This window comes from Neobacillus sp. NPDC093182 (assembly GCF_044754045.1).
Genome location: NZ_JBIVOI010000004.1, coordinates 265712 through 284903, shown reverse-complemented (window position 1 = coordinate 284903; position 19192 = coordinate 265712). Strand labels below are relative to the sequence as shown.

The window sequence follows — 19192 nt, the reverse complement described above, 5'->3', positions numbered from 1 at the left end:
TTTAAAATATTTAATAAAGGATATCTTCGTTTGAATTGTGCACGTTAGATATTTCAAAAATAGAATTGTCAGTAATATACAGGTTGACGGATTTCGACAAAATACTGTACTATATTACTATAATTAAATAAGACCTCACTTTTTTACTGTGAGGTAGAGGCGCGATATTTAACAGTCCTTAGTGGAGTTTGAGAAGCAGTGATGCTAAGGAGAAGGAAATGTTGCCGAAGTTTGTAATATTCTCAAGTCATTACATGCTGGGTCTGTAGTTAAGAGCTGCAGGACTGTCTCAATAAACTTTCCGGTTTATTGAGTTGTGCTATCTCATTTGGGATAAAAGAGGGGACTTAAGGTAACTATGCATACTGCGGCCTGAGTTTATCTCAGGCCGTTTTTTGTCTTTAGTAAACTATAAAAAACAGGGAGAGAGACATCATGAAAAATAAGTTTAAGATAGTTATAGTTTTATTGGTTTCAGCGATTCTTCTATTAGCAGGTTGTGGAACAAGTAAGAGTTCTGGTTCTGGATCATCAGAGGATAATACGTTTAAGGTTGGCCTTGAAGCGGGATATGCTCCGTTTAACTGGACTCAAAACGATGATTCCAACGGCGGTGTTAAAATCGATGGCTCTGCAGAATATGCAGGCGGATATGATGTGGAAATTGCTAAAAAGGTAGCTGAAGGTTTAGGAAAAGAATTAGTGATTGTTAAAACAGAATGGGATGGACTTGTACCAGCTTTAACATCAGGTAAAATTGATGCCATCATCGCAGGTATGTCACCGACAGCAGAACGTAAAGAAACAATCGATTTTTCGGATAATTACTATACATCAAATTTAGTGATGGTTGTGAAAAAAGGCAGCAAGTACGAAGATGCTGCTTCTATCCAAGATTTCAAAGGAGCAAAAGTTACAGCTCAATTAAATACGTTCCACTATTCAGTGATTGATCAAATTGAAGGTGTAGACAAGAAAACCGCGATGGACAACTTCCCTGCAATGAGAGTAGCTCTTGAATCAGGAATTATTGATGGCTACGTTTCAGAACGCCCAGAAGGAGTTAGTGCCTCAGCTGCAAATGAAAACTATGTAATGGTTGAATTTGAAGAAGGATTTAAAACATCAGCAGATGATACGGCAATCGCTGTGGGCCTTGAAAAAGGCAGTGACGTAAAGGATAAAATCAATGAAATTTTAGCAGGTATCTCAGAAGAAGAACGTACGAGCATTATGGATACTGCAATTAAGAATCAACCAGCAGCAAAATAATTTTTAAGGAAGCCGGCTGTATTTTATCGTACAGTCGGTTTTATAAGTAAAGGAGGATAAAAGATGAGTCTTGAGTGGGTCGTTAAAATAATCTCGGAAAACTGGCCTATGTTCCTTCGTGGTGCTGGGTTAACACTTTTGATTGCTCTTATTGGGACGGTTTTGGGAGCAATGATTGGATTATTAGCAGGGGTAATTCGAACAATTCCAGTACCTGAACGTGGAGCGAAAAAGGTATTTTTAAGAGTAATTAATACAATCCTAACTATCTATATTGAATTCTTCCGTGGAACACCGATGATTGTACAAGCGATGGTTATTTATTATGGTTCTGCGTTAGCATTTGGTATCGATATGAACGTGTTTGCAGCTGCAATTATTGTTGTATCGATTAATACAGGGGCCTATATGGCGGAAATTGTTCGCGGCGGGATTGTTTCGATTGATAAAGGTCAGTTCGAAGCAGCTCATGCGATCGGAATGACACATGTGCAAACGATGTGGAATGTGGTGCTGCCACAGGTTATTCGAAATATTCTACCGGCAACAGGAAATCAATTTGTTATTAATATTAAAGATACGTCCGTTCTGAATGTTATTTCCGTTACAGAATTATATTTTGTTACGAAATCGATTTCAGGTAATAACTTTAGATATTTTGAATCCTTTTTCGTAGCATGTATGATTTATTTTGTGATGACTTTTATTGTAACAAGAATATTGCTATACCTTGAAAAGAAATTAGATGGATCTGACAACTATACGATGATTGGAAACGATAATCAAAAATAATAAGAGAAGGAGGAGAGAATTTGGAAAAGATTATTGATATTCAACATTTAAATAAATCCTTCGGAACGCATGAAGTATTAAAAGACATTAATTTTTCGGTGAATAAGGGAGAAGTAGTTTCTATTATCGGTTCCTCAGGATCTGGTAAATCAACTCTTCTTCGTTGTATTAATCTATTAGAAAAACCAAGCGGCGGGCAGATTATTTATCATGGTGAAAATATTCTGGATGACAAGCATGATGCAGTTGATTATCGGAAGCATTTAGGTATGGTGTTCCAACAATTTAACCTATTTAATAACCACAATGTTCTTAATAATTGTGTGGTGGGACAAGTAAAAGTATTAAAACGTTCCAAGGAAGAAGCGGAAAAAGTAGCGATGAAGTACTTGAAGGTTGTTGGTATGGACAAATATATTAATGCGAAGCCGAAGCAGTTATCCGGCGGCCAAAAGCAGCGCGTAGCGATTGCAAGAGCACTTTCCATGGAACCAGATGTGATGTTATTTGATGAACCAACATCCGCTCTCGATCCAGAAATGGTCGGAGAGGTTCTAAAAGTCATGAAGGAACTAGCTGAATCAGGTCTTACGATGTTAATCGTAACGCATGAAATGGAATTTGCAAGAGAAGTATCTGATCGAGTTGTATTTATGGATAAGGGAGTTATTGCAGAAGAAGGAAGTCCAGAGCAAATTTTCAATAATCCAACACAAGATCGTACAAGGGAATTCCTAAAACGTACTTTAAAATAATCAAGTAATTGAGTCAAAGAGATGGAGTCAGGTTGAAACTTGGCTCCATTTTTTTGTGTGAATTTACTGAGTTTTGCTTATGTTCCCTGTTTAATGGATGACGTTTCCAGTGAACTCAAGTATAATCTTAAAATAAAAGGCTAATAGGACGTGAGTATAGGTTGAAAACGGTAACAATAGAAAGCTTGGTCCAAAGGTTCTCATTGAAAGTATTGGCTGGAGAAAACCACCTGAAGAAGATTATTACACAGCCGCGGGTGCATCGTCCGGGATTAGAATTTGTAGGTCATTTTGACTTTTTCCCAACAGAACAAGTTCAAATTTTAGGAAAAAAGGAAATTACCTATTTACATAAGTTAAGTAAAGAAGAACGTAAAATTCGGATCGGAAATATTGTCCACTATCATCCTCCATGTTTTATTGTAACGGCTGGGGAAGAAGGACTTACCTATTTAATTCACCATTGTACAGAGCAGGGTATCCCCTTGTTGGTAACAAAACAGCCAGAGACAACATCAGAGTTTATCCCAAAATTGGATGCGTTTTTGGTGAAGGAATTAGCACCAGAGATTTCTATTCATGGCGTTTGTATGAATGTATCAGGCATTGGGATCTTACTTCGTGGAAATTCGGGGGTTGGAAAAAGTGAGACGGCCCACACATTAATTCGCCGCGGGCATCGGCTGGTATCTGATGATATCGTTGTCCTAAAGAAACTGAGTACGCAAACCATTCTGGGTACTCATGATGGGAAAACAAAGGAATTTTTGGCGCTCCGTAGTATAGGATTGCTAAATGTTGTCCGCTTATATGGCCGTAAGGCATTTCAGGACGAAACACGAATTTCCCTTGATATTCATTTAACGAAGTGGGAAAAGGACGCCTTATATAATGATTTAGAACAGGAATATCATTACACCGACTATATGGGTGTTAAAATCCCTTCAATGGAAATCCAACTGCAGCCTGGACGTGATGTGGCTGGTTTAATCGAGGCAGCGGCCAACAACTGGTACTTAAAGCAGCAAGGATACAGCGCAGTAGAAGAATTCATGAGCCGGGTTGAGGCTGATATTATGAAACCGCATAGGGATTAACCTTTAAGATTCGTTTTAATTAATATAAAGAAGACGCTCCCATTGGAGCGTCTCAGATTGTAGACAAAAGGCACCCGAATGAGCCGATTCGGGTGCCTTTTGTCTACAATCTGAAGAGAGGGAGAAATACCAATTGGTATTTCTCCCTCTCTTCTTTTTAAAGTGAAAGATTTTTACTCTTCCCCTACATCTGCCCATTTATATTCGTATGTTGCCCCAAATGGGTTCACGAACACGCCTTGAACTCTTGGAGAAATCAATTGTGCTCTAGAAGATTGATAAACAGGTGCAATTGGTGCATCCTCAAATAGCACTTTTTCAGCCTCTAAGAAATTGTTATAACGTGCCACATTATCTGTAGCAAGCTTTGAAGCTGTATCAAAAACTAATTGGTCATATACCGGGCTGGAGTATCCTGTCCAGTTGTTTCCGCTATCCGTAGTCCATAAGTTCATGAAAGTAAACGGATCTAAGAAGTCAGGGCCCCATCTAGAAAGTTGAAGCTCATATTGCATATTTGAATCTAAATCAAGTCGCTGTTCTTTTGGAACTTGTTTAATGTTAATCTTTAATCCTTCTAAATTCGTTGAAAGCTGGTTTGCAACATATTCAACTAATAATTTAGTTGTTTTATCATCATCAGCTAAGAACTCAAGTTCAACACTATCAGTACCTAGCTCATCCAGTCCTTTTGCCCAAAATTCTTTTGCCGCTTCAAGGTCATACTTAACTAGGTCACCGCTGACTTTACGGAAATCCTCACCAGTTTCAGGCATTGGTGTAAAGTCTTTTGGAACCAAACCATTTGCAACGATGGATCCGTTGTTTAAAATTTCGTTTACTAGGCCTTCTTTGTCAAATGCTCTGCTAAGTGCCAAACGAATATTCTTATTTGCCAGCGCATCAGATGTTGTTTGGTTAAATTTTAGGAAGTATACAAATGTATCTGCTGAAACCAAATAATCATCACCAGTAGAGTATTGGTCAACTAGGTCAGATGTTAAATCCATACGGTCAACCGTACCTTCTTCATATAAATCCAAAGCAGTTTGTGGATCTTTTACGACTTTGAATGTCAGTTTATCCATTTTTACTGTATTTGCATCCCAATAATCTTTATTCTTCACAAGTTCCCAAGTGTCGCTTGTGCTAGACCAATTAGCAATGGTGTAAGGACCGTTTGCTAATAAGTTTTCTGTGCTAGTTGCGAAACTATCTCCCTTTTCCTCGACAAACTTTTTGTTTAATGGAAGGAAAGTTCCAAATGTAGTTAATGTTTCAAAGTATGGTGTTGGATTTTCTAATTGAACGATAAGAGTAAAATCACCTTCTGCTTTTACTCCAAGCTCCTCTACTGCTAGTTCACCTTTGCTTATAGCAGCAGCATTTTTGATTACGCCATTCATCATATACGGACCATATTCTGATGCAGTATCTGGATTAACAGCACGCTGCCATGAATACACGAAATCATGAGCTGTTACTGGGTCCCCATTTGACCATTTAGCGTCCTCTCTTAATGTAAAGGTCCAAGTCAGACCATCGTCACTTACTTTATGCTCGGTAGCAATCCCCGGAGTGGGTTGTGTTTTTTCATCTAATCGATATAAACCTTCCATAGTAGCAGCTAAATAGATAAAGGAAGATTCATCTGTAGCTAACGATGGATCCATTGAAGGAATAGCTTCTGGGTTTAAAAAGTTCAGTACTTTTTCCCCTGTTTCCTCCTCTTTTGTATCTGTACCTGCAGGTTCCTTTGGCTCATCGCCGGAACACGCTGCTAGTACACTTAGCAATAAACCAAATGTTAACAGCAATAACCAATGTTTGACCTTCATTCGTTTTTCCCCCTAATTAGATTTTAATTCTGAATATTATCTATCTACTGAAAATTGGGACTCTAAGACTGATTATACTCATTAACTTGTTTACTTGTAAAGTTTTGGGGTAATTTTAGAAGTTATTTTTTGTAAATCTCTTTTTCTATTAAGTTACAAAAATAGCTTCAATTTATTACGATTGATTATTTTCGATATATCGATTAAAATTATCGATATAAATGAGGAGGGATAAAATGAAAAGACGAAGAGGGTTTGTTCAAGTAGCTATTTTGCATTTGTTGAAAGAAGAATCCATGCACGGTTATCAAATCATGAAGGAGCTGGAGGAACGGTCAAATGGTGCTTATTCCGCCAGTGCTGGAACGGTATATCCCGCACTTCAAGAATTATTGGATCAAAATTTAATTGAACTAGATGCCGGGTCGGATAAAAAAATTTATACCATCAATGAGAATGGCAAAAAACGCTTAGAGGAAACTGCCAAACATAAAGAAGGCGATTTCTGGCTTGAGTGGAAAGAGAGAATGATGTGGAAGAACTCAGACGAGTCTGTTCAATTAAGGGCAGCATTAGAACGGTGGGAAACGGAAGTTAGAAAAGCTATGAAACAATCGCGGGGTAACCCAGAAAGAGTAGTTGAATTAATCGCCTTTATCGATGAAATGACTGACCGTTTAAAAAAGAAATAAGGGGAATGCCATGAAAAAATTACTGCATTATAGTAAGCCATACAGATTTTTTGCCATTTTAGCACCAGTCTTAATGTGTATTGAAGTCATGATGGATCTCCTGCAGCCAACCATCATGCAGAAGATGATTGATACTGGCATTGCCAATCAAGATAATGGGTATGTCATCAAGCTGGGTTTTATGATGCTTCTAAGCGCGGTTGTTGGATTAATAGGAGGGGCAGGATGTTCTATTTACGCTGCAAAAGCGGCTGTTCACGTTGCTGCGGATATTCGTCGAGATGTGTTTAAAAAGGTCGAACAATTTTCGAGTCATAATACAGATTCATTTGGTACCGGAAAATTAATTACCATTACAACCAGCGATATTGAGACACTAAAACAGGCTGTTATCATGACATTACGTATGTTTGTACGGGGACCTTTATTATTTATAGGATCTGTTGTGATTGTTTGGTTTACGGCCCGAGAACTATTTCCTGTGCTGCTTGTATCTATCCCTATTCTGATTGCCTGTATCTATCTATTTTCAGTAAAGTCAGGAAAGCTTTTTTTGAACGTGCAAAAAGCTATGGATCAGGTGAATACAAAGCTTCAAGAGATGTTATCGGGTATTCGAGTGATCAAGGCATTTGATCGCAATGATTATGAAAAGAACCATTTTAAAAACGTTAATCATTTGTTAATGAAACAGAATATGAGCGCAGAACAATTTATTTTAACGCTAATGCCTATCATGATGTTTATCGTTAATATAGGGGTGATTGCAGGACTCTGGATGGGTGTTATTAAAGTAAATGAAGGTACCCTTCAAATTGGGGTCATTTTAGCCTTTATTAATTACTTAAACATTATGATGAATGGATTAATGAGCAGCAGTCATGTATTAATGCAAATTGCTCGTTCGTTTACTTCAGCTGAGCGAATTAACCAGGTTCTTGAGTCAGAAATTGATATTACGGAACCTGAACAGCCGGTCTCTGTTCCTGATTTAAGAGGTGAAGTGGAATTTAGAGATGTGAATTTTAGCTACAGTAAAAATGGGAATTATGTGATTCAAAACATATCATTTAAAGCGAAGGCTGGGCAGACAATAGGGATTATAGGTTCAACGGGAAGCGGGAAATCAACCCTTGTTAAACTGATTCCGCGCCTATATGATCCAGAGTCCGGAGCTATTCTTATTGATGGGGTTAATGTAAAGGATATGCCGCTTGAAAAACTTCGTACTGCGATTGGGTTTGTCCCACAAAAGGCCACTTTGTTTTCAGGCACCATCGGGGATAATCTGCGTTTTGGGAAAGACGAAGCAACAAAGAATGACTTAGAACAGGCTGCCGGGTCAGCCGCTGCTAGTGAATTTATTGACAGGTTTGAAGATGGATTTGCACATCCCCTTTTGCAAGGAGCCACAAATTTATCAGGAGGCCAAAGACAGCGGTTAGCCATGGCGCGTGCCTTTATTCGAGAAGCGAATATTTTGATTCTAGATGATTCCACTTCTGCCATTGATGCTTTGTCAGAAGCAATGGTACAACAGGCATTAAAACAAACCTGCTCCCAAACGACCGTTTTTATTATTTCATCAAAGATATCCTCCATTAGGGATGCAGATCAAATATTTGTCATGAAAGACGGACAAATAGAAGCAAGTGGCAGCCATGAAGAATTACTAATCAATAGTAAAGTGTATAGAGATATATATGCTTCACAGAGTGGATTGGAGGTCGTAAATGGATGAGTAAATCTGAGACACAACCCAATCCTAATTTTATGAATAAAGTACGTGGTCCGAGAGGGTTAAGCGGACCAGTTGTAAAGGCAAATGATTGGAAGGGAACGATAAAACGAATCTGGCTGTATATGGAGAAGCAAAAGGCAGTATTAATTGCTTCCATTCTATTTGTCTTTATTTCCACGTTATTGGGTCTTTTGGGACCATATATGATTGGGATTATCATTGATGAATACATCATTCCAAAGGATATTGCTGGAACGCTTAGAAATTTGGTTTTCCTGGGGCTTGTTTATGTGGCAGCTGCATTGTTTACGTGGCTGCAATCTTTTATGATGGTCCGGGTCTCCATTCAAACGATACGGAATTTACGGCAGGATTTATTTGATAAGTTTCAAACTCTATCTTTACGATTTTTTGATAAACGGACACATGGCGATCTAATGAGCAGGGTCACAAATGATATTGATAGTTTGAATAGTGCCCTAAGTCAAAGTATCATACAAATCTTCTCGTCGATTCTAATGCTTTTAGGCGTGACGATTGCGATGTTTTCGCTTAATTGGCTATTGGCTATTGTGGCGCTGTTAGTGATTCCCTTAATCACCTTTACTACCAAAAAGTTAATTACCTATAGCAGCAGTCATTTTATTAAAAGGCAGCGAGATTTAGGAGAACTAAACGGATTTATCGAAGAATCAATTACAGGAAACGAAGTGGTAACACTTTTTGGAAAAGAAGAAAAAATGAATCGGCAATTTTCTGAAATAAATGAACGTCTGCGTCAATCAGCCATGGATGCTGACACGGTTTCTGGATATCTTGGTCCCGTTAATAACTTTATTAATAATTTAGGACTTTGTTTTATTATTGCAATTGGAGCAGTTATGACGGTACAGGAATTAGCGTCTGTCGGAATAATTGCCGCCTTTGTGACATACTCCCGTCAATTCTTTAGACCGATCGCACAGCTTTCGAATTTATTAAATATGTTCCAAGCGGCTATAGCCGGCGCAGAGCGGGTATTTGAAATCATGGATGAGACGCCTGATTTACTAGATAAAGAAAATGCGATTTTTGTAGAATCATTTGAAGGTAATGTTGAATTTTCCCATGTTCATTTTGGCTATGAGGAAGGCAAACCAATCTTGAAAAATGTCGATTTTCAGGTTAAATCAGGTGAGAAAATTGCACTTGTGGGTCCAACCGGCTCCGGGAAGACAACGATTATTAATTTATTGATGAGGTTCTACGATGTGAGTGCCGGCGAGATAAAACTCGATGGCAGAGATATTCGTGATTATCAAATAAGCGGGCTTCGGAAAAAGGTCGGAGTTGTGCTTCAAGACACGTTCTTGTTTTCAGGAACCATTATGGAAAATATCCGTTACGGCCGTTTAGAGGCAACAGATGAGGATGTCATATCAGCTGCAAAAATGGCATCTGCACATCGTTTCATTAAACTTTTACCTGAAGGCTATCATACACCTATTACATCTGGCGGATACAATCTAAGTCAGGGGCAGCGGCAATTACTAGCGATTGCAAGAGCCATTTTAGCAGATTCAGATATTCTGATTCTTGATGAAGCAACATCTAGTATTGATACGAATACTGAGATAGAAATTCAAAAGGGAATCAATTCATTAACGGAGGGCAGAACAAGCTTTGTTATTGCCCACCGCTTGAAAACAATCGAAAATGCTGACCGGATTTTGGTCATTAATCAAGGGGAAATCTTAGAATCTGGAACTCATCAAGAACTGCTGCAGAAAAAGGGATTTTATTTTAAGATGTATGAAAGTCAGTTCAAAATTTAATGGAAACAGAGGTTTAATAAAAGGGGGAAAATACCAAATGTCTCCCTTTTTGTATTTGCAAAAAAGGAGGAATTTTGTCAATAAAAGAAGAAAAGTATTTTGATAATTTTCAATTTTTAATCTTTAATTATTTCCATATAGTTAGTATGATGAATACGTCTACGAAGAATAAGGAGGAAAAAACATGGACCAAGGCTTTAACTTTTATGACATGTGGAAGGATTATTATTCACAAAGCAGTAAATTGTTTGATGAAAAAGTCAGCAAGGATTTCCCGTCTGAAGGGATGGGACAAATTTTGGAGATGAATCTCCAATTTAAAAAGATGATTGACGAATCAACATTGAAGTACCTAGAGTTTATCAACGTACCATCACGTAATGACATTGCTAACCTTTCATCATTGATTGTGAATGTAGATGCGAAGGTTGATGATTTAGAAGAAAGATTAGAAGAGAAGTTAGATCAGGACGGGATTCAGGGATCCTTTAGTAAGGAATTGTCGAATTTAAAAAAGGATATGAAGAGTTTAGATAATAAATTGAATCAAATTCTTACCTTGTTAAAATCACAAGAAGTAACAAAATAGAAACGCATTACCTAAATGAGAAGATCTATAAAAAGTTAAAATCGAGAGGGTGGCTAAAATGGCAAGTTTAAAGGATAAAGTAGCAATCGTAACAGGAGGAAGCAGAGGAATCGGTGCAGCTATTGCATTGGAACTGGCTAAAAATGGAGCGAAGGTTGTCATCAACTATAATATCCGTAAAGAACTAGCGGATAAAGTTGTCGCTGAAATAAATGAATTTGGCGGAGATGCCTACGCAGTTCAAGCAGATGTTTCAGAAAGTAATGAAGCAAAATACCTTGTACATGAAACGATCAAGCATTATGGCAGATTAGACATTTTGGTTAATAATGCGGGGATTACCAGAGACAGCACTTTTAAAAAGTTGAACGAAGAAGATTGGAGAAAAGTAATTGATGTTAACTTGAACAGTGTTTACAACAATACATCTGCAGCTTTACCATATCTTCTTGAATCAGATGCAGGGCGAATCATTAACATTTCATCCATTATTGGACAAGCTGGGGGATTTGGCCAAACGAACTATGCTGCAGCAAAAGCTGGTCTAATTGGATACACTAAATCTCTCGCTCTTGAACTGGCAAAAAGTAATGTAACCGTTAATGCGATCTGCCCAGGATTTATTGGAACGGAAATGGTCCAAGCCATTCCTGAAAAAGTGCTAGCAGGAATTGTCGAAAAAGTTCCTCAAAAACGTCTAGGTAAACCAGAAGAAATTGCTCGTGGTGTTGTTTTCCTATGTAAAGATGGTGACTATATTACTGGACAGCAGTTAAATATTAACGGCGGACTTTACATGTAATTGTCATGAAGGTTCGGATTTATTAATAAATTGATAGAGTAAATAAATCATGTAAGGAGTGAACAGTCATTAGCGTACTGATGCCAACAGATTGGAATGAGTTGATCGAATTTACACCGCAGCAATATAAAGAGATGTTTCAACGTGCAGTTAGGGCAAATCAAGTGCTGACCACCGATGCCGAACCGCAAGTAGGACCTACTCCAAAAGAACTTGTTTGGACAAGAAATAAAACAAAACTTTATCGGTATATTTCAGAAAGTCCAAAAAAACATAAGATCCCTCTTCTTTTGGTTTATGCCCTCATTAATAAACCATATGTATTAGATTTAACAAAGGGCGGCAGTTTAGTAGAATATTTGGTTAATCGCGGGTTTGATGTCTATCTCCTTGACTGGGGTGAGCCAGGTTACGAAGATAGAAATATGAAACTAGATGATTACATTATGGACTACATACCCCGTGCAGTTCGTAAGGTACTGAGAAAGTCGAATGTTGACGAAGTTTCGATCCTTGGTTATTGCATGGGAGGGACGATGACGTCTATATTTGCTGCGCTACACCCAGAATTGCCAATTCGCAATCTTATCTTTATGACAAGTCCTTTTGATTTTGAGAAGACAGGCTCTTATGGCGCTATGTTAGATGAACGCTACTTTAATATTGATAAAGTAGTAGATACCTTAGGCGTAATTCCGCCTGAAATGATTGACTTTGGAAACAAGATGATCAATCCGATAGCGACGAACTATGGACCTTTTATTAGTCTTTATGAACGTGCCGATAATGAAAATTTTATAAAGAGCTTTAAACTATTGCAAAAATGGTTAAACGACGGTATTCAATTCCCAGGTGAAGCTTATCGCCAGTGGATTAGAGACTTTTATCAAAATAACAAATTGATAAAAGGAGAAATGGTTATCCGCGGTAAAAAGGTCAACCTTGAAAATATTAAGGCGAATGTACTCAATTTAGCGGGTAAAAACGACCTTATCGCACAGCCGCATCAAGTAGAAGCATTGATGAATGCTATTTCCAGTGAAGATAAAGAATATAAATGTTTACCAGTTGGGCATACATCGATTACATTTGGCAGTCAGGCTGTAAAGATAACCTATCCCACTATCGCCGACTGGCTGGAGGAACGATCCAACGAATAGTCTGCGGTGAATGAGGAAGTGTCCCAGGATTACATAGGGGGCACTCTTTTTTTATTTATATAGCAGATAATTAAGGAAAACAAGGCGAAGATAGTGGTAAAAATAATTATATTAAATTTTCAGAAATTGGACAAGAGTAATCTATAAGATCATGTAAAAATCGGAAAGAAGAAAGCACCCTTCTCCCCTTTTTATTGCATTGATTCTAAAATCTCTTCGATTTCATCTGATATAAGCGGATAAAAATAAGTCTTTGCGCTGGCTGTGGTATTACCCCCGAAAAATCCAGTACCTGGACAGGATTTAACGTTATAACTTGCCGTCGCATCTAATACTCGTTCTTTCGTTTTCATATGCCACCAATGATGGTACGTAATACTGTCAATGGAAGGTGTTAACCCGAACTTAATACAAAGCAAGGCATTGATATAAACAATGGTTTCCTGTTGTTCCTTTGTCATCACATCATGCCCTTTATCAAAGTTTCCAACATGTTCGATTGCAATGCCTACAGAATTAGCCTTTGGACCGATGGTACCCTCGGGTATGATGTTTAGCGGTCTAGAGACTGCCACTTTTCCATCTGGAAATGTCGTGATATTTTGAGCAATGTTCTTCCAGCCCATTGTTTTTTTATGATGATTCTCCATACCCATCAGCATTTGAAAATGATTGGATCCATTAAAGTGTTTGTAGGAGGGAATCCAAGTATGATGCTGTTGGATTAATCGAATTTCTCGATTAACTTGAGTGTTAAACAGCCACTCCTTAAATTCCTCTTTTGACATGAGGATATGCTGTCCCTGCATAGTCATCTTTTTAGGAGTTACCTTTAATATCTGCCCTAAATAAAGTTGCTCGGAAGTAAGTCCGTTTACTGCTTTGATTGTCTCGACTGAGGCATGAAAAGCAGTGGAAATATCCAAAAGTGTGTCCCCTGCTCCCACTTCATATATGATTGGCACCCTTAACTTCTGTCCCGCAATCAAAACATCAGACTGCAAGCCATTGGTAACCTTTAATTCTTCTATAGAAATGCTATATTTGTTTGCAATAGCAGGCAGGCTGTCCCCCGCTTTTACCACATAAAGATTATTGTGTTTAATCTCCAGTGCATGGGCAGGAGATATTGTTAGGAATAACAAACTGAAAAAAATGCCAAAAACAAGTACGAGTTTCTTCCTCATTTTTATTACCCCTTCAAAACTTTTATGTATAGTTTGCAAAAACAGCAATGAGATTATGCTAAATTATTATTCAATTCCTCCAACACTTTGCAGCCATTAACCGTTATCTAGATGAGAACGGTAAAAAACAAATATATTGAAGAAGGAGGAAAAAACAATGACAATAACTATCTTCTTTTTCACCATCAGCATAAAAAAACGGGATATTTCCCTTGACGAGGCAATTCATAGAAAAGCGGTTGAAAAACGTATGCAGGAGAGTATGGATCGGTATATTCAATACATGGGCAGGTATTAAGACTAGGAATAAAAAAAGAAAAAGACCGTTTACTACTTAGGGTCTTTTTCGTCATTGTGTTAAACTTCAAATTCACTCATTAATGCATGAGTATTACCTTCACTATCTTTAAAAAATACCATCCATGTTTCGGTTTGTCCCATTTTTGCAATGAGATGTGGTTCGTCAATAAAGATAACTTCCTTACTTAGCAGTTCCTCATAAGCTTCTTTAATGTTTTCGACTTGAAAATAGATTACGCTTGAATGGGCAAATTCTTCGTTCTCAGGAACACTTAGCAAAAGACGAAGTCCATTACAATCAAAGAACGCTAAACCATTGGACGTAAATAAAAGAGTCATCCCAAGTTTTTCTTTATAAAAATTTACTGCTCGATCTAAATCTTTTACTGGAACTGCAATTTGACCAACTTTTTGAATCAGATTTTTCCCCATTGATTATTTCTCCCTTGCGCAAAATAAAGCTTAATTTTCAGACACGTTAAGTGTAACCATGCTAAGGATTATTTAAAAGTTATTTTACATTATATAGTAAAGAATAAGCAGGATGATTAGCAGGACTAGCAAGGACATGGATTGGAATTTAAGCCTTTGATAGAGAGAAGCATTAAATTTTTCCGACGGCAGTGGTTTATCACGCCACTCTTCTAGATAATCATTCCGTTTAAACATGATACTATTGAATCTTCTAAATCCAAAGGTAACACCGTCAAAAAAACCGCCTTTAGTCGTGTACATTAATAAAACGGTGATAATATAAATAAAACTAAGATAGAATAAAGAATTTATAAAGTTCAGAAGATTATAGTTTGATGAAAAAATAAGAAAGAACAAAAGGGTTAATAATAGATTGAGTAATAATAACTTCCATTTATTTTTGAACATTTACTTTCACCTTATCATTCATAATATTATTTTAAACATACAAGAAGATTAAAGGTATTTTAACCTAACTCGTTTAGAAAGTATACTTTATCCGTTTTTTACTTTAATTATGAAAGCGCATTCCTATTTTAAAATAAATTTTTTCCAAATAATAAGAGGAAAAGAGTTGATATATCAACTGTAATGTTATTGTAATCTATAATGGTATAATAATTTTTTGACTCTTTGATATATTTAGTCTTTACAAGAGTAGGAGAAAAATAGTATGATTTCTTTAGCTTCTTTTTTAAGAGCGAATTGACAGAAAAATAAAACAATAGGAGGTCATTTTTTTATGAAGAAAAAGTATGCATGGCTTTTAGCCCTTAGCTTAGTGCTAAGCATGTTTTTAGCAGCATGTTCAGGCGGCGGCGACAAAGAAACAGCTGATGATTCAAAAGATACAGCTGATGCGCCAAAAGTAGAACAAACATTAAACTTTATTAATGGTGACACTATTCCATCTATGGACCCATCATTAGGTACTGATGAGTATGCTTTCCAATTCTTAGGTGCTACAATGGAAGGTCTATACCGTCTTGACGAAAAGGGTCAAGTAAGTGAAGGTATTGCAAAGAAGCATGAAGTAAGTGAGGATGGTAAAACTTGGACATTTACTTTACGTGAAGATGCTAAGTGGTCAAATGGTGACCCTGTAACTGCAAACGATTTCGTTTATGCTTGGCAGCGTGCAGTTGACCCAGCTACTGGATCTGAATATGGTCCATACATGATGGGCGGCGTTATCAAAAACGCAACTGCTGTAAACAAAGGTGAAGTTCCTGTTGATCAATTAGGTGTTAAAGCTGATGGCGATTTCAAACTAGTTGTTGAACTTGAAAATGCAACTCCATACTTTGAATCTTTAGCAACTTTCGGTACTTTCTTACCATTGAACCAAAAGTTCGTTGAAGAAAAAGGTGATACATTCGCTACTAGCGCTGATACATTATTATCTAACGGACCATTCAAGTTCTCTAGCTGGACTAGTACTGCTCAAGAGTGGGAATTAGTTAAGAACGAAGATTACTGGGATGCGAAAACTGTAAAATTAGAAAAAATGACTTATGTTGTAGTAAAAGAAGCACAAACAGCTGTTGACTTATATGAAAAAGGTGAAGTTGATCGTGCTGGTTTATCATCTGACTTAGTTGACCAATACTCAACTCATGATGATTACACAGTAGAACCTGATACTTCAGTATTCTATCTTAAGCTGAACCAAACTAAAAATCCGGCTCTTAAGAACTTAAACGTACGTAAAGCAATCTCTAGAGCATTTGATAAGCAAGCACTAGTTGATGAAATCTTAAACAACGGTTCCATCGTTGCTAACGGTTTAGTACCAAAAGATTTCGTTCCAACTCCAGACGGTAAAGACTTCCGTGAAGTTAGCGGAGATCTTGTGGAATTCAATGTAAAAGAAGCAAAGAAATTCTGGGAACAAGCTTTAACTGAACTAGGTACTGATTCAGTTGAAATCGAATTGCTTGGCGGCGACACAGATGTTTCTAAGATGATGAACCAATACCTTGCAAACCAATTATCAACTAACCTGCCTGGTTTAAAAGTTACTTTAAAAGAAGTTCCATTTGAACAACGTCTAGAATTAGACAAAGCAATGGATTATGACATGCAGTTTGCTGGATGGGGACCAGACTTCCTTGATCCATATACTTATATGAATCTTTGGTTGACTGATGGTGGAAACAATAAGATGGGCTACTCTAACCCAGAATATGACAAGTTAGTAAACGAAACTGCAACAACTTTAGCTCAAGATCCAGAAGCACGTAATGAAAACTTCTTAAAAGCAGAAAAAATCTTATTTGAAGATGCAGCAATCGCTCCAGTATATCAAAGAGCATCTGCTCTATTAGTTTCTCCTAAAGTACAGGGTGTGTTTACAAACGCATTCGGAGCAACTTACGAGTACAAATGGGCTAGTGTTGGTGCAGAAGAATAATAATCAGTAAAAAAATAGTATAAATGATACTATTTATAAAAATTGAAGGGAGTGTATGCTTTTAAAGCATATACTCTCTTTCGGCTTATGAACATGAATATTCCGATTATAACAAAAATTTATAATCGAACCGATATAACCTATAATAAAGAGAAATTTAGGAGGTGCAACATGACTCGATATTTACTACGTCGCGTATGGTACATGCTAATAACATTATTTATTATTGCGACTTTCTCGTTCTTTCTTATGAAGATTTTGCCGGGTAGTCCGTTAAACGCAGAAGATAAATTGAGTGAAGAACAAAAAGAAATTATTTTAGAAAAATATGGATTGAATGATCCAATACCTGTTCAATATGCCAAATATCTTGGCGGACTTGTACAAGGTGATTTGGGTGTATCTTTTAAATTTGATAATACACCGGTTACAACAATCTTGTTTGACAGAATCGGGCCATCTGCACTTTTAGGCTTTCAAGCATTAGTGGTAGGTTCTATCTTGGGAATATTCCTCGGATTAATGGCTTCTATTTTCCGGAATAGTCCGATTGATTTTTCATCGACAATCATTGCGGTTATAGGAACGTCGATTCCTTCGTTTGTATTTGCAGGATTATTGCAATATGTGTTTGCTGTAAAGTTAGGCTGGTTCCCTGTGGCGCTTTGGGGTGAATTTGAACATACCATTTTGCCAACCATCGCTTTGGCTATTCACCCGATGGCAACTGCGGCACGTTTCACCAGAACTGAAATGGTAGAAGTGTTACACTCTAATTACATCATTACGGCTCGGGCTAAAGGTGTTTCTGAAGCTGGAATTATATTAAAACATGGATTGCGTAATGCACTCATTCCGTTAATTACAGTATTGGGTCCAATGGCAGTTGGTTTAATGACAGGCTCAATGGTTATTGAACAAATTTTTGCGATTCCTGGTATTGGTGAGCAATTCGTTTCATCTGTTATGGTAAATGATTACCCAACAATAATGGGTACAACATTGTTATTTGCTTTCGGATTTATTGTGATTATCTTAATCATTGACCTCCTATACGGATTAATTGATCCTAGGATTAGACTAGCAGGAGGAAATAAATAAAATGGATAAAAATAACCTAAATAATATACCAAAAGATTTATTTGTTCCTCTCGTACGTAAAGAGGATACGAGCGAAAAAATTTCAGCTCCAAGCAGAACGTTTTTTCAGGATGCGAAAAGAACACTTTTAGGTAATAAGCCTGCTGTTTTCAGCATGATTCTTATCCTGTTTATTATTATCATGAGTATTGCTGGTCCTTGGATGAATGATTTTGGGTCAGATGATCAGGATTTAAAAAGAGCAAAAATGCCTCCACGTGTACCTGCTTTAGAAAATGTCTCTTGGCTTGGTTTGGATGGTACGTTAAGTGGAACTTTCCAAGGGAAAGATGTTCAGCAGGCTACTGCCAAAGCGAATGCAAGATTTGATAATAAAGAAGATTTTATTGATATTGAAGTCATTAATAAAGGTGACGGCACTAGAAATTCCGCTGAAGTTAAAGCAACCTATCATATTTATGAAGCGAAAGATATGAAAGACACCTATTTTTGGTTTGGCAGTGATGCCTTAGGCCGTGACCAATGGACAAGACTTTGGGAAGGTACAAGGGTTTCTCTTATCATCGCTTTTGTTGCCGCAGTACTTGACCTTGTTATTGGGGTCGCTTATGGCGGGATATCCGGATTTTATGGCGGAAGAGTCGACAATGTCATGCAGCGTATTGCTGAGATTTTAGTTGGTATTCCGAACCTAGTTATTATCCTATTAATGATGCTCGTTCTGAAGCCAGGTATCATTTCGATTGTCATTGCATTATCGATCACTGGCTGGATTGGTATGTCCCGGATTGTACGTGGTGAAGTATTAAAGCTAAAAAACCAAGAGTTTGTTTTAGCTTCAAGAACATTAGGGACATCTAATGGTACCATCATTAGAAAACACTTAGTTCCAAATATCAGCGGTATTATCATTATTAACACGATGTTTTCAGTTCCAGGAGCGATCTTTTTTGAGGCATTCCTAAGCTTTATTGGACTAGGTATTGTTCCTCCAGATGCTTCATTGGGATCTTTAATTGACCTTGGGTTTGATAACCTCAGACTTTATCCATACATGCTTGTGTTCCCGGCAATTGTAATTTCTGTGCTTATGATTGCATTTAATATTGTTGGTGACGGTTTGAGAGATGCATTTGATCCGAAAATGCATAAATAAGAAAGTAGG

18 protein-coding genes and 1 riboswitch are annotated in these 19192 nt (G+C 37.3%); of the genes, 14 read left to right on the top strand and 4 right to left on the bottom strand.

Features of this window, described 5'->3' with window-relative positions; genetic code table 11:
- Positions 1-146: 146 nt before the first annotated feature.
- Positions 147-330, top strand: a riboswitch (Lysine riboswitch).
- 105 nt (positions 331-435) lie between these two features.
- The 4 genes from ACIQAA_RS10455 to hprK all read left to right on the top strand — a co-directional run bounded on the left by ACIQAA_RS10455 (position 436) and on the right by hprK (position 3916).
- Positions 436-1272 (top strand): transporter substrate-binding domain-containing protein, encoded by an 837-nt coding sequence (locus tag ACIQAA_RS10455; protein ID WP_402618592.1) that lies wholly within the window; start codon positions 436-438, stop codon positions 1270-1272.
- A gap of 63 nt (positions 1273-1335) precedes the next feature.
- The gene (locus tag ACIQAA_RS10450) at positions 1336-2064 is read left to right on the top strand and encodes an amino acid ABC transporter permease (RefSeq protein ID WP_402618589.1); all 729 of its coding nucleotides are present in this window, start codon (positions 1336-1338) and stop codon (positions 2062-2064) included.
- Between the two features lie 20 nt (positions 2065-2084).
- Positions 2085-2819, top strand: a complete 735-nt coding sequence (locus ACIQAA_RS10445) for an amino acid ABC transporter ATP-binding protein (RefSeq protein WP_402618586.1) — start codon at positions 2085-2087, stop codon at positions 2817-2819.
- Positions 2820-2980: 161 nt separating this feature from the next.
- Positions 2981-3916: an HPr(Ser) kinase/phosphatase gene (gene hprK / locus ACIQAA_RS10440; protein ID WP_402618583.1), complete on the top strand. Its 936-nt coding sequence runs from the start codon at positions 2981-2983 to the stop codon at positions 3914-3916.
- 173 nt (positions 3917-4089) lie between these two features.
- Here the strand turns inward: hprK and ACIQAA_RS10435 are convergent, their stop codons facing one another.
- Entirely contained in the window at positions 4090-5754 is a 1665-nt protein-coding gene (locus tag ACIQAA_RS10435) for a peptide ABC transporter substrate-binding protein (RefSeq protein ID WP_402618580.1), read from the bottom strand.
- A gap of 236 nt (positions 5755-5990) precedes the next feature.
- Between ACIQAA_RS10435 and ACIQAA_RS10430 the strand changes: the two genes are divergently transcribed.
- From ACIQAA_RS10430 to phaC, 6 genes are all read left to right on the top strand, one after another.
- Positions 5991-6446, top strand: a complete 456-nt coding sequence (locus tag ACIQAA_RS10430; RefSeq protein WP_402618577.1) for a PadR family transcriptional regulator — start codon at positions 5991-5993, stop codon at positions 6444-6446.
- A 10-nt stretch (positions 6447-6456) separates the two neighbouring features.
- Positions 6457-8187: an ABC transporter ATP-binding protein gene (locus ACIQAA_RS10425; protein WP_402618574.1), complete on the top strand. Its 1731-nt coding sequence runs from the start codon at positions 6457-6459 to the stop codon at positions 8185-8187.
- Between the two features lie 32 nt (positions 8188-8219).
- The gene (locus ACIQAA_RS10420) at positions 8220-10001 is read left to right on the top strand and encodes an ABC transporter ATP-binding protein (protein WP_402618734.1); all 1782 of its coding nucleotides are present in this window, start codon (positions 8220-8222) and stop codon (positions 9999-10001) included.
- Positions 10002-10185: 184 nt separating this feature from the next.
- The gene (locus ACIQAA_RS10415; RefSeq protein ID WP_402618571.1) at positions 10186-10590 is read left to right on the top strand and encodes a polyhydroxyalkanoic acid synthase subunit PhaR; all 405 of its coding nucleotides are present in this window, start codon (positions 10186-10188) and stop codon (positions 10588-10590) included.
- A gap of 58 nt (positions 10591-10648) precedes the next feature.
- A complete protein-coding gene (locus tag ACIQAA_RS10410; RefSeq protein WP_402618568.1) occupies positions 10649-11392 on the top strand; it encodes a 3-oxoacyl-ACP reductase in 744 nt (247 codons plus the stop codon).
- A gap of 80 nt (positions 11393-11472) precedes the next feature.
- Positions 11473-12552, top strand: a complete 1080-nt coding sequence (gene phaC, locus ACIQAA_RS10405) for a class III poly(R)-hydroxyalkanoic acid synthase subunit PhaC (protein ID WP_402618565.1) — start codon at positions 11473-11475, stop codon at positions 12550-12552.
- Positions 12553-12743: 191 nt separating this feature from the next.
- Here the strand turns inward: phaC and ACIQAA_RS10400 are convergent, their stop codons facing one another.
- A complete protein-coding gene (locus ACIQAA_RS10400; RefSeq protein WP_402618562.1) occupies positions 12744-13739 on the bottom strand; it encodes a peptidoglycan recognition protein family protein in 996 nt (331 codons plus the stop codon).
- Between the two features lie 157 nt (positions 13740-13896).
- Between ACIQAA_RS10400 and ACIQAA_RS10395 the strand changes: the two genes are divergently transcribed.
- Positions 13897-14037, top strand: a complete 141-nt coding sequence (locus tag ACIQAA_RS10395; RefSeq protein ID WP_402618559.1) for a YrzI family small protein — start codon at positions 13897-13899, stop codon at positions 14035-14037.
- 59 nt (positions 14038-14096) lie between these two features.
- Here the strand turns inward: ACIQAA_RS10395 and ACIQAA_RS10390 are convergent, their stop codons facing one another.
- Both ACIQAA_RS10390 and ACIQAA_RS10385 read right to left on the bottom strand, forming a co-directional pair.
- On the bottom strand, positions 14097-14471 hold the full coding sequence (locus ACIQAA_RS10390) for a VOC family protein (RefSeq protein WP_402618556.1): 375 nt from the start codon (positions 14469-14471) through the stop codon (positions 14097-14099).
- A gap of 84 nt (positions 14472-14555) precedes the next feature.
- The gene (locus ACIQAA_RS10385; RefSeq protein ID WP_402618553.1) at positions 14556-14921 is read right to left on the bottom strand and encodes a DUF3899 domain-containing protein; all 366 of its coding nucleotides are present in this window, start codon (positions 14919-14921) and stop codon (positions 14556-14558) included.
- A 334-nt stretch (positions 14922-15255) separates the two neighbouring features.
- Between ACIQAA_RS10385 and ACIQAA_RS10380 the strand changes: the two genes are divergently transcribed.
- The 3 genes from ACIQAA_RS10380 to opp3C all read left to right on the top strand — a co-directional run bounded on the left by ACIQAA_RS10380 (position 15256) and on the right by opp3C (position 19183).
- A complete protein-coding gene (locus ACIQAA_RS10380; protein ID WP_402618550.1) occupies positions 15256-16926 on the top strand; it encodes a peptide ABC transporter substrate-binding protein in 1671 nt (556 codons plus the stop codon).
- A gap of 171 nt (positions 16927-17097) precedes the next feature.
- On the top strand, positions 17098-18027 hold the full coding sequence (opp3b, locus tag ACIQAA_RS10375) for an oligopeptide ABC transporter permease (protein ID WP_402618547.1): 930 nt from the start codon (positions 17098-17100) through the stop codon (positions 18025-18027).
- A 1-nt stretch (position 18028) separates the two neighbouring features.
- Positions 18029-19183, top strand: coding sequence for an oligopeptide ABC transporter permease (gene opp3C, locus ACIQAA_RS10370; protein WP_402618544.1), 1155 nt, complete (start codon positions 18029-18031; stop codon positions 19181-19183).
- Positions 19184-19192 lie beyond the last annotated feature (9 nt).

Bases quoted from the DNA above. Each gene is read 5' to 3' on its own strand.
- phaC (WP_402618565.1), top strand. From the start codon at position 11,473: ATGCCAACAGATTGGAATGAGTTGATCGAATTTACACCGCAGCAATAT.
- ACIQAA_RS10420 (WP_402618734.1), top strand. From the start codon at position 8,220: ATGAATAAAGTACGTGGTCCGAGAGGGTTAAGCGGACCAGTTGTAAAG.
- ACIQAA_RS10430 (WP_402618577.1), top strand. From the start codon at position 5,991: ATGAAAAGACGAAGAGGGTTTGTTCAAGTAGCTATTTTGCATTTGTTG.
- ACIQAA_RS10435 (WP_402618580.1), bottom strand. From the start codon at position 5,754: ATGAAGGTCAAACATTGGTTATTGCTGTTAACATTTGGTTTATTGCTA.
- ACIQAA_RS10380 (WP_402618550.1), top strand. From the start codon at position 15,256: ATGAAGAAAAAGTATGCATGGCTTTTAGCCCTTAGCTTAGTGCTAAGC.
- ACIQAA_RS10425 (WP_402618574.1), top strand. From the start codon at position 6,457: ATGAAAAAATTACTGCATTATAGTAAGCCATACAGATTTTTTGCCATT.
- ACIQAA_RS10415 (WP_402618571.1), top strand. From the start codon at position 10,186: ATGGACCAAGGCTTTAACTTTTATGACATGTGGAAGGATTATTATTCA.
- opp3C (WP_402618544.1), top strand. From the start codon at position 18,029: ATGGATAAAAATAACCTAAATAATATACCAAAAGATTTATTTGTTCCT.
- ACIQAA_RS10455 (WP_402618592.1), top strand. From the start codon at position 436: ATGAAAAATAAGTTTAAGATAGTTATAGTTTTATTGGTTTCAGCGATT.
- ACIQAA_RS10410 (WP_402618568.1), top strand. From the start codon at position 10,649: ATGGCAAGTTTAAAGGATAAAGTAGCAATCGTAACAGGAGGAAGCAGA.
- ACIQAA_RS10390 (WP_402618556.1), bottom strand. From the start codon at position 14,471: ATGGGGAAAAATCTGATTCAAAAAGTTGGTCAAATTGCAGTTCCAGTA.
- ACIQAA_RS10400 (WP_402618562.1), bottom strand. From the start codon at position 13,739: ATGAGGAAGAAACTCGTACTTGTTTTTGGCATTTTTTTCAGTTTGTTA.
- ACIQAA_RS10395 (WP_402618559.1), top strand. From the start codon at position 13,897: ATGACAATAACTATCTTCTTTTTCACCATCAGCATAAAAAAACGGGAT.
- opp3b (WP_402618547.1), top strand. From the start codon at position 17,098: ATGACTCGATATTTACTACGTCGCGTATGGTACATGCTAATAACATTA.
- ACIQAA_RS10385 (WP_402618553.1), bottom strand. From the start codon at position 14,921: ATGTTCAAAAATAAATGGAAGTTATTATTACTCAATCTATTATTAACC.
- ACIQAA_RS10450 (WP_402618589.1), top strand. From the start codon at position 1,336: ATGAGTCTTGAGTGGGTCGTTAAAATAATCTCGGAAAACTGGCCTATG.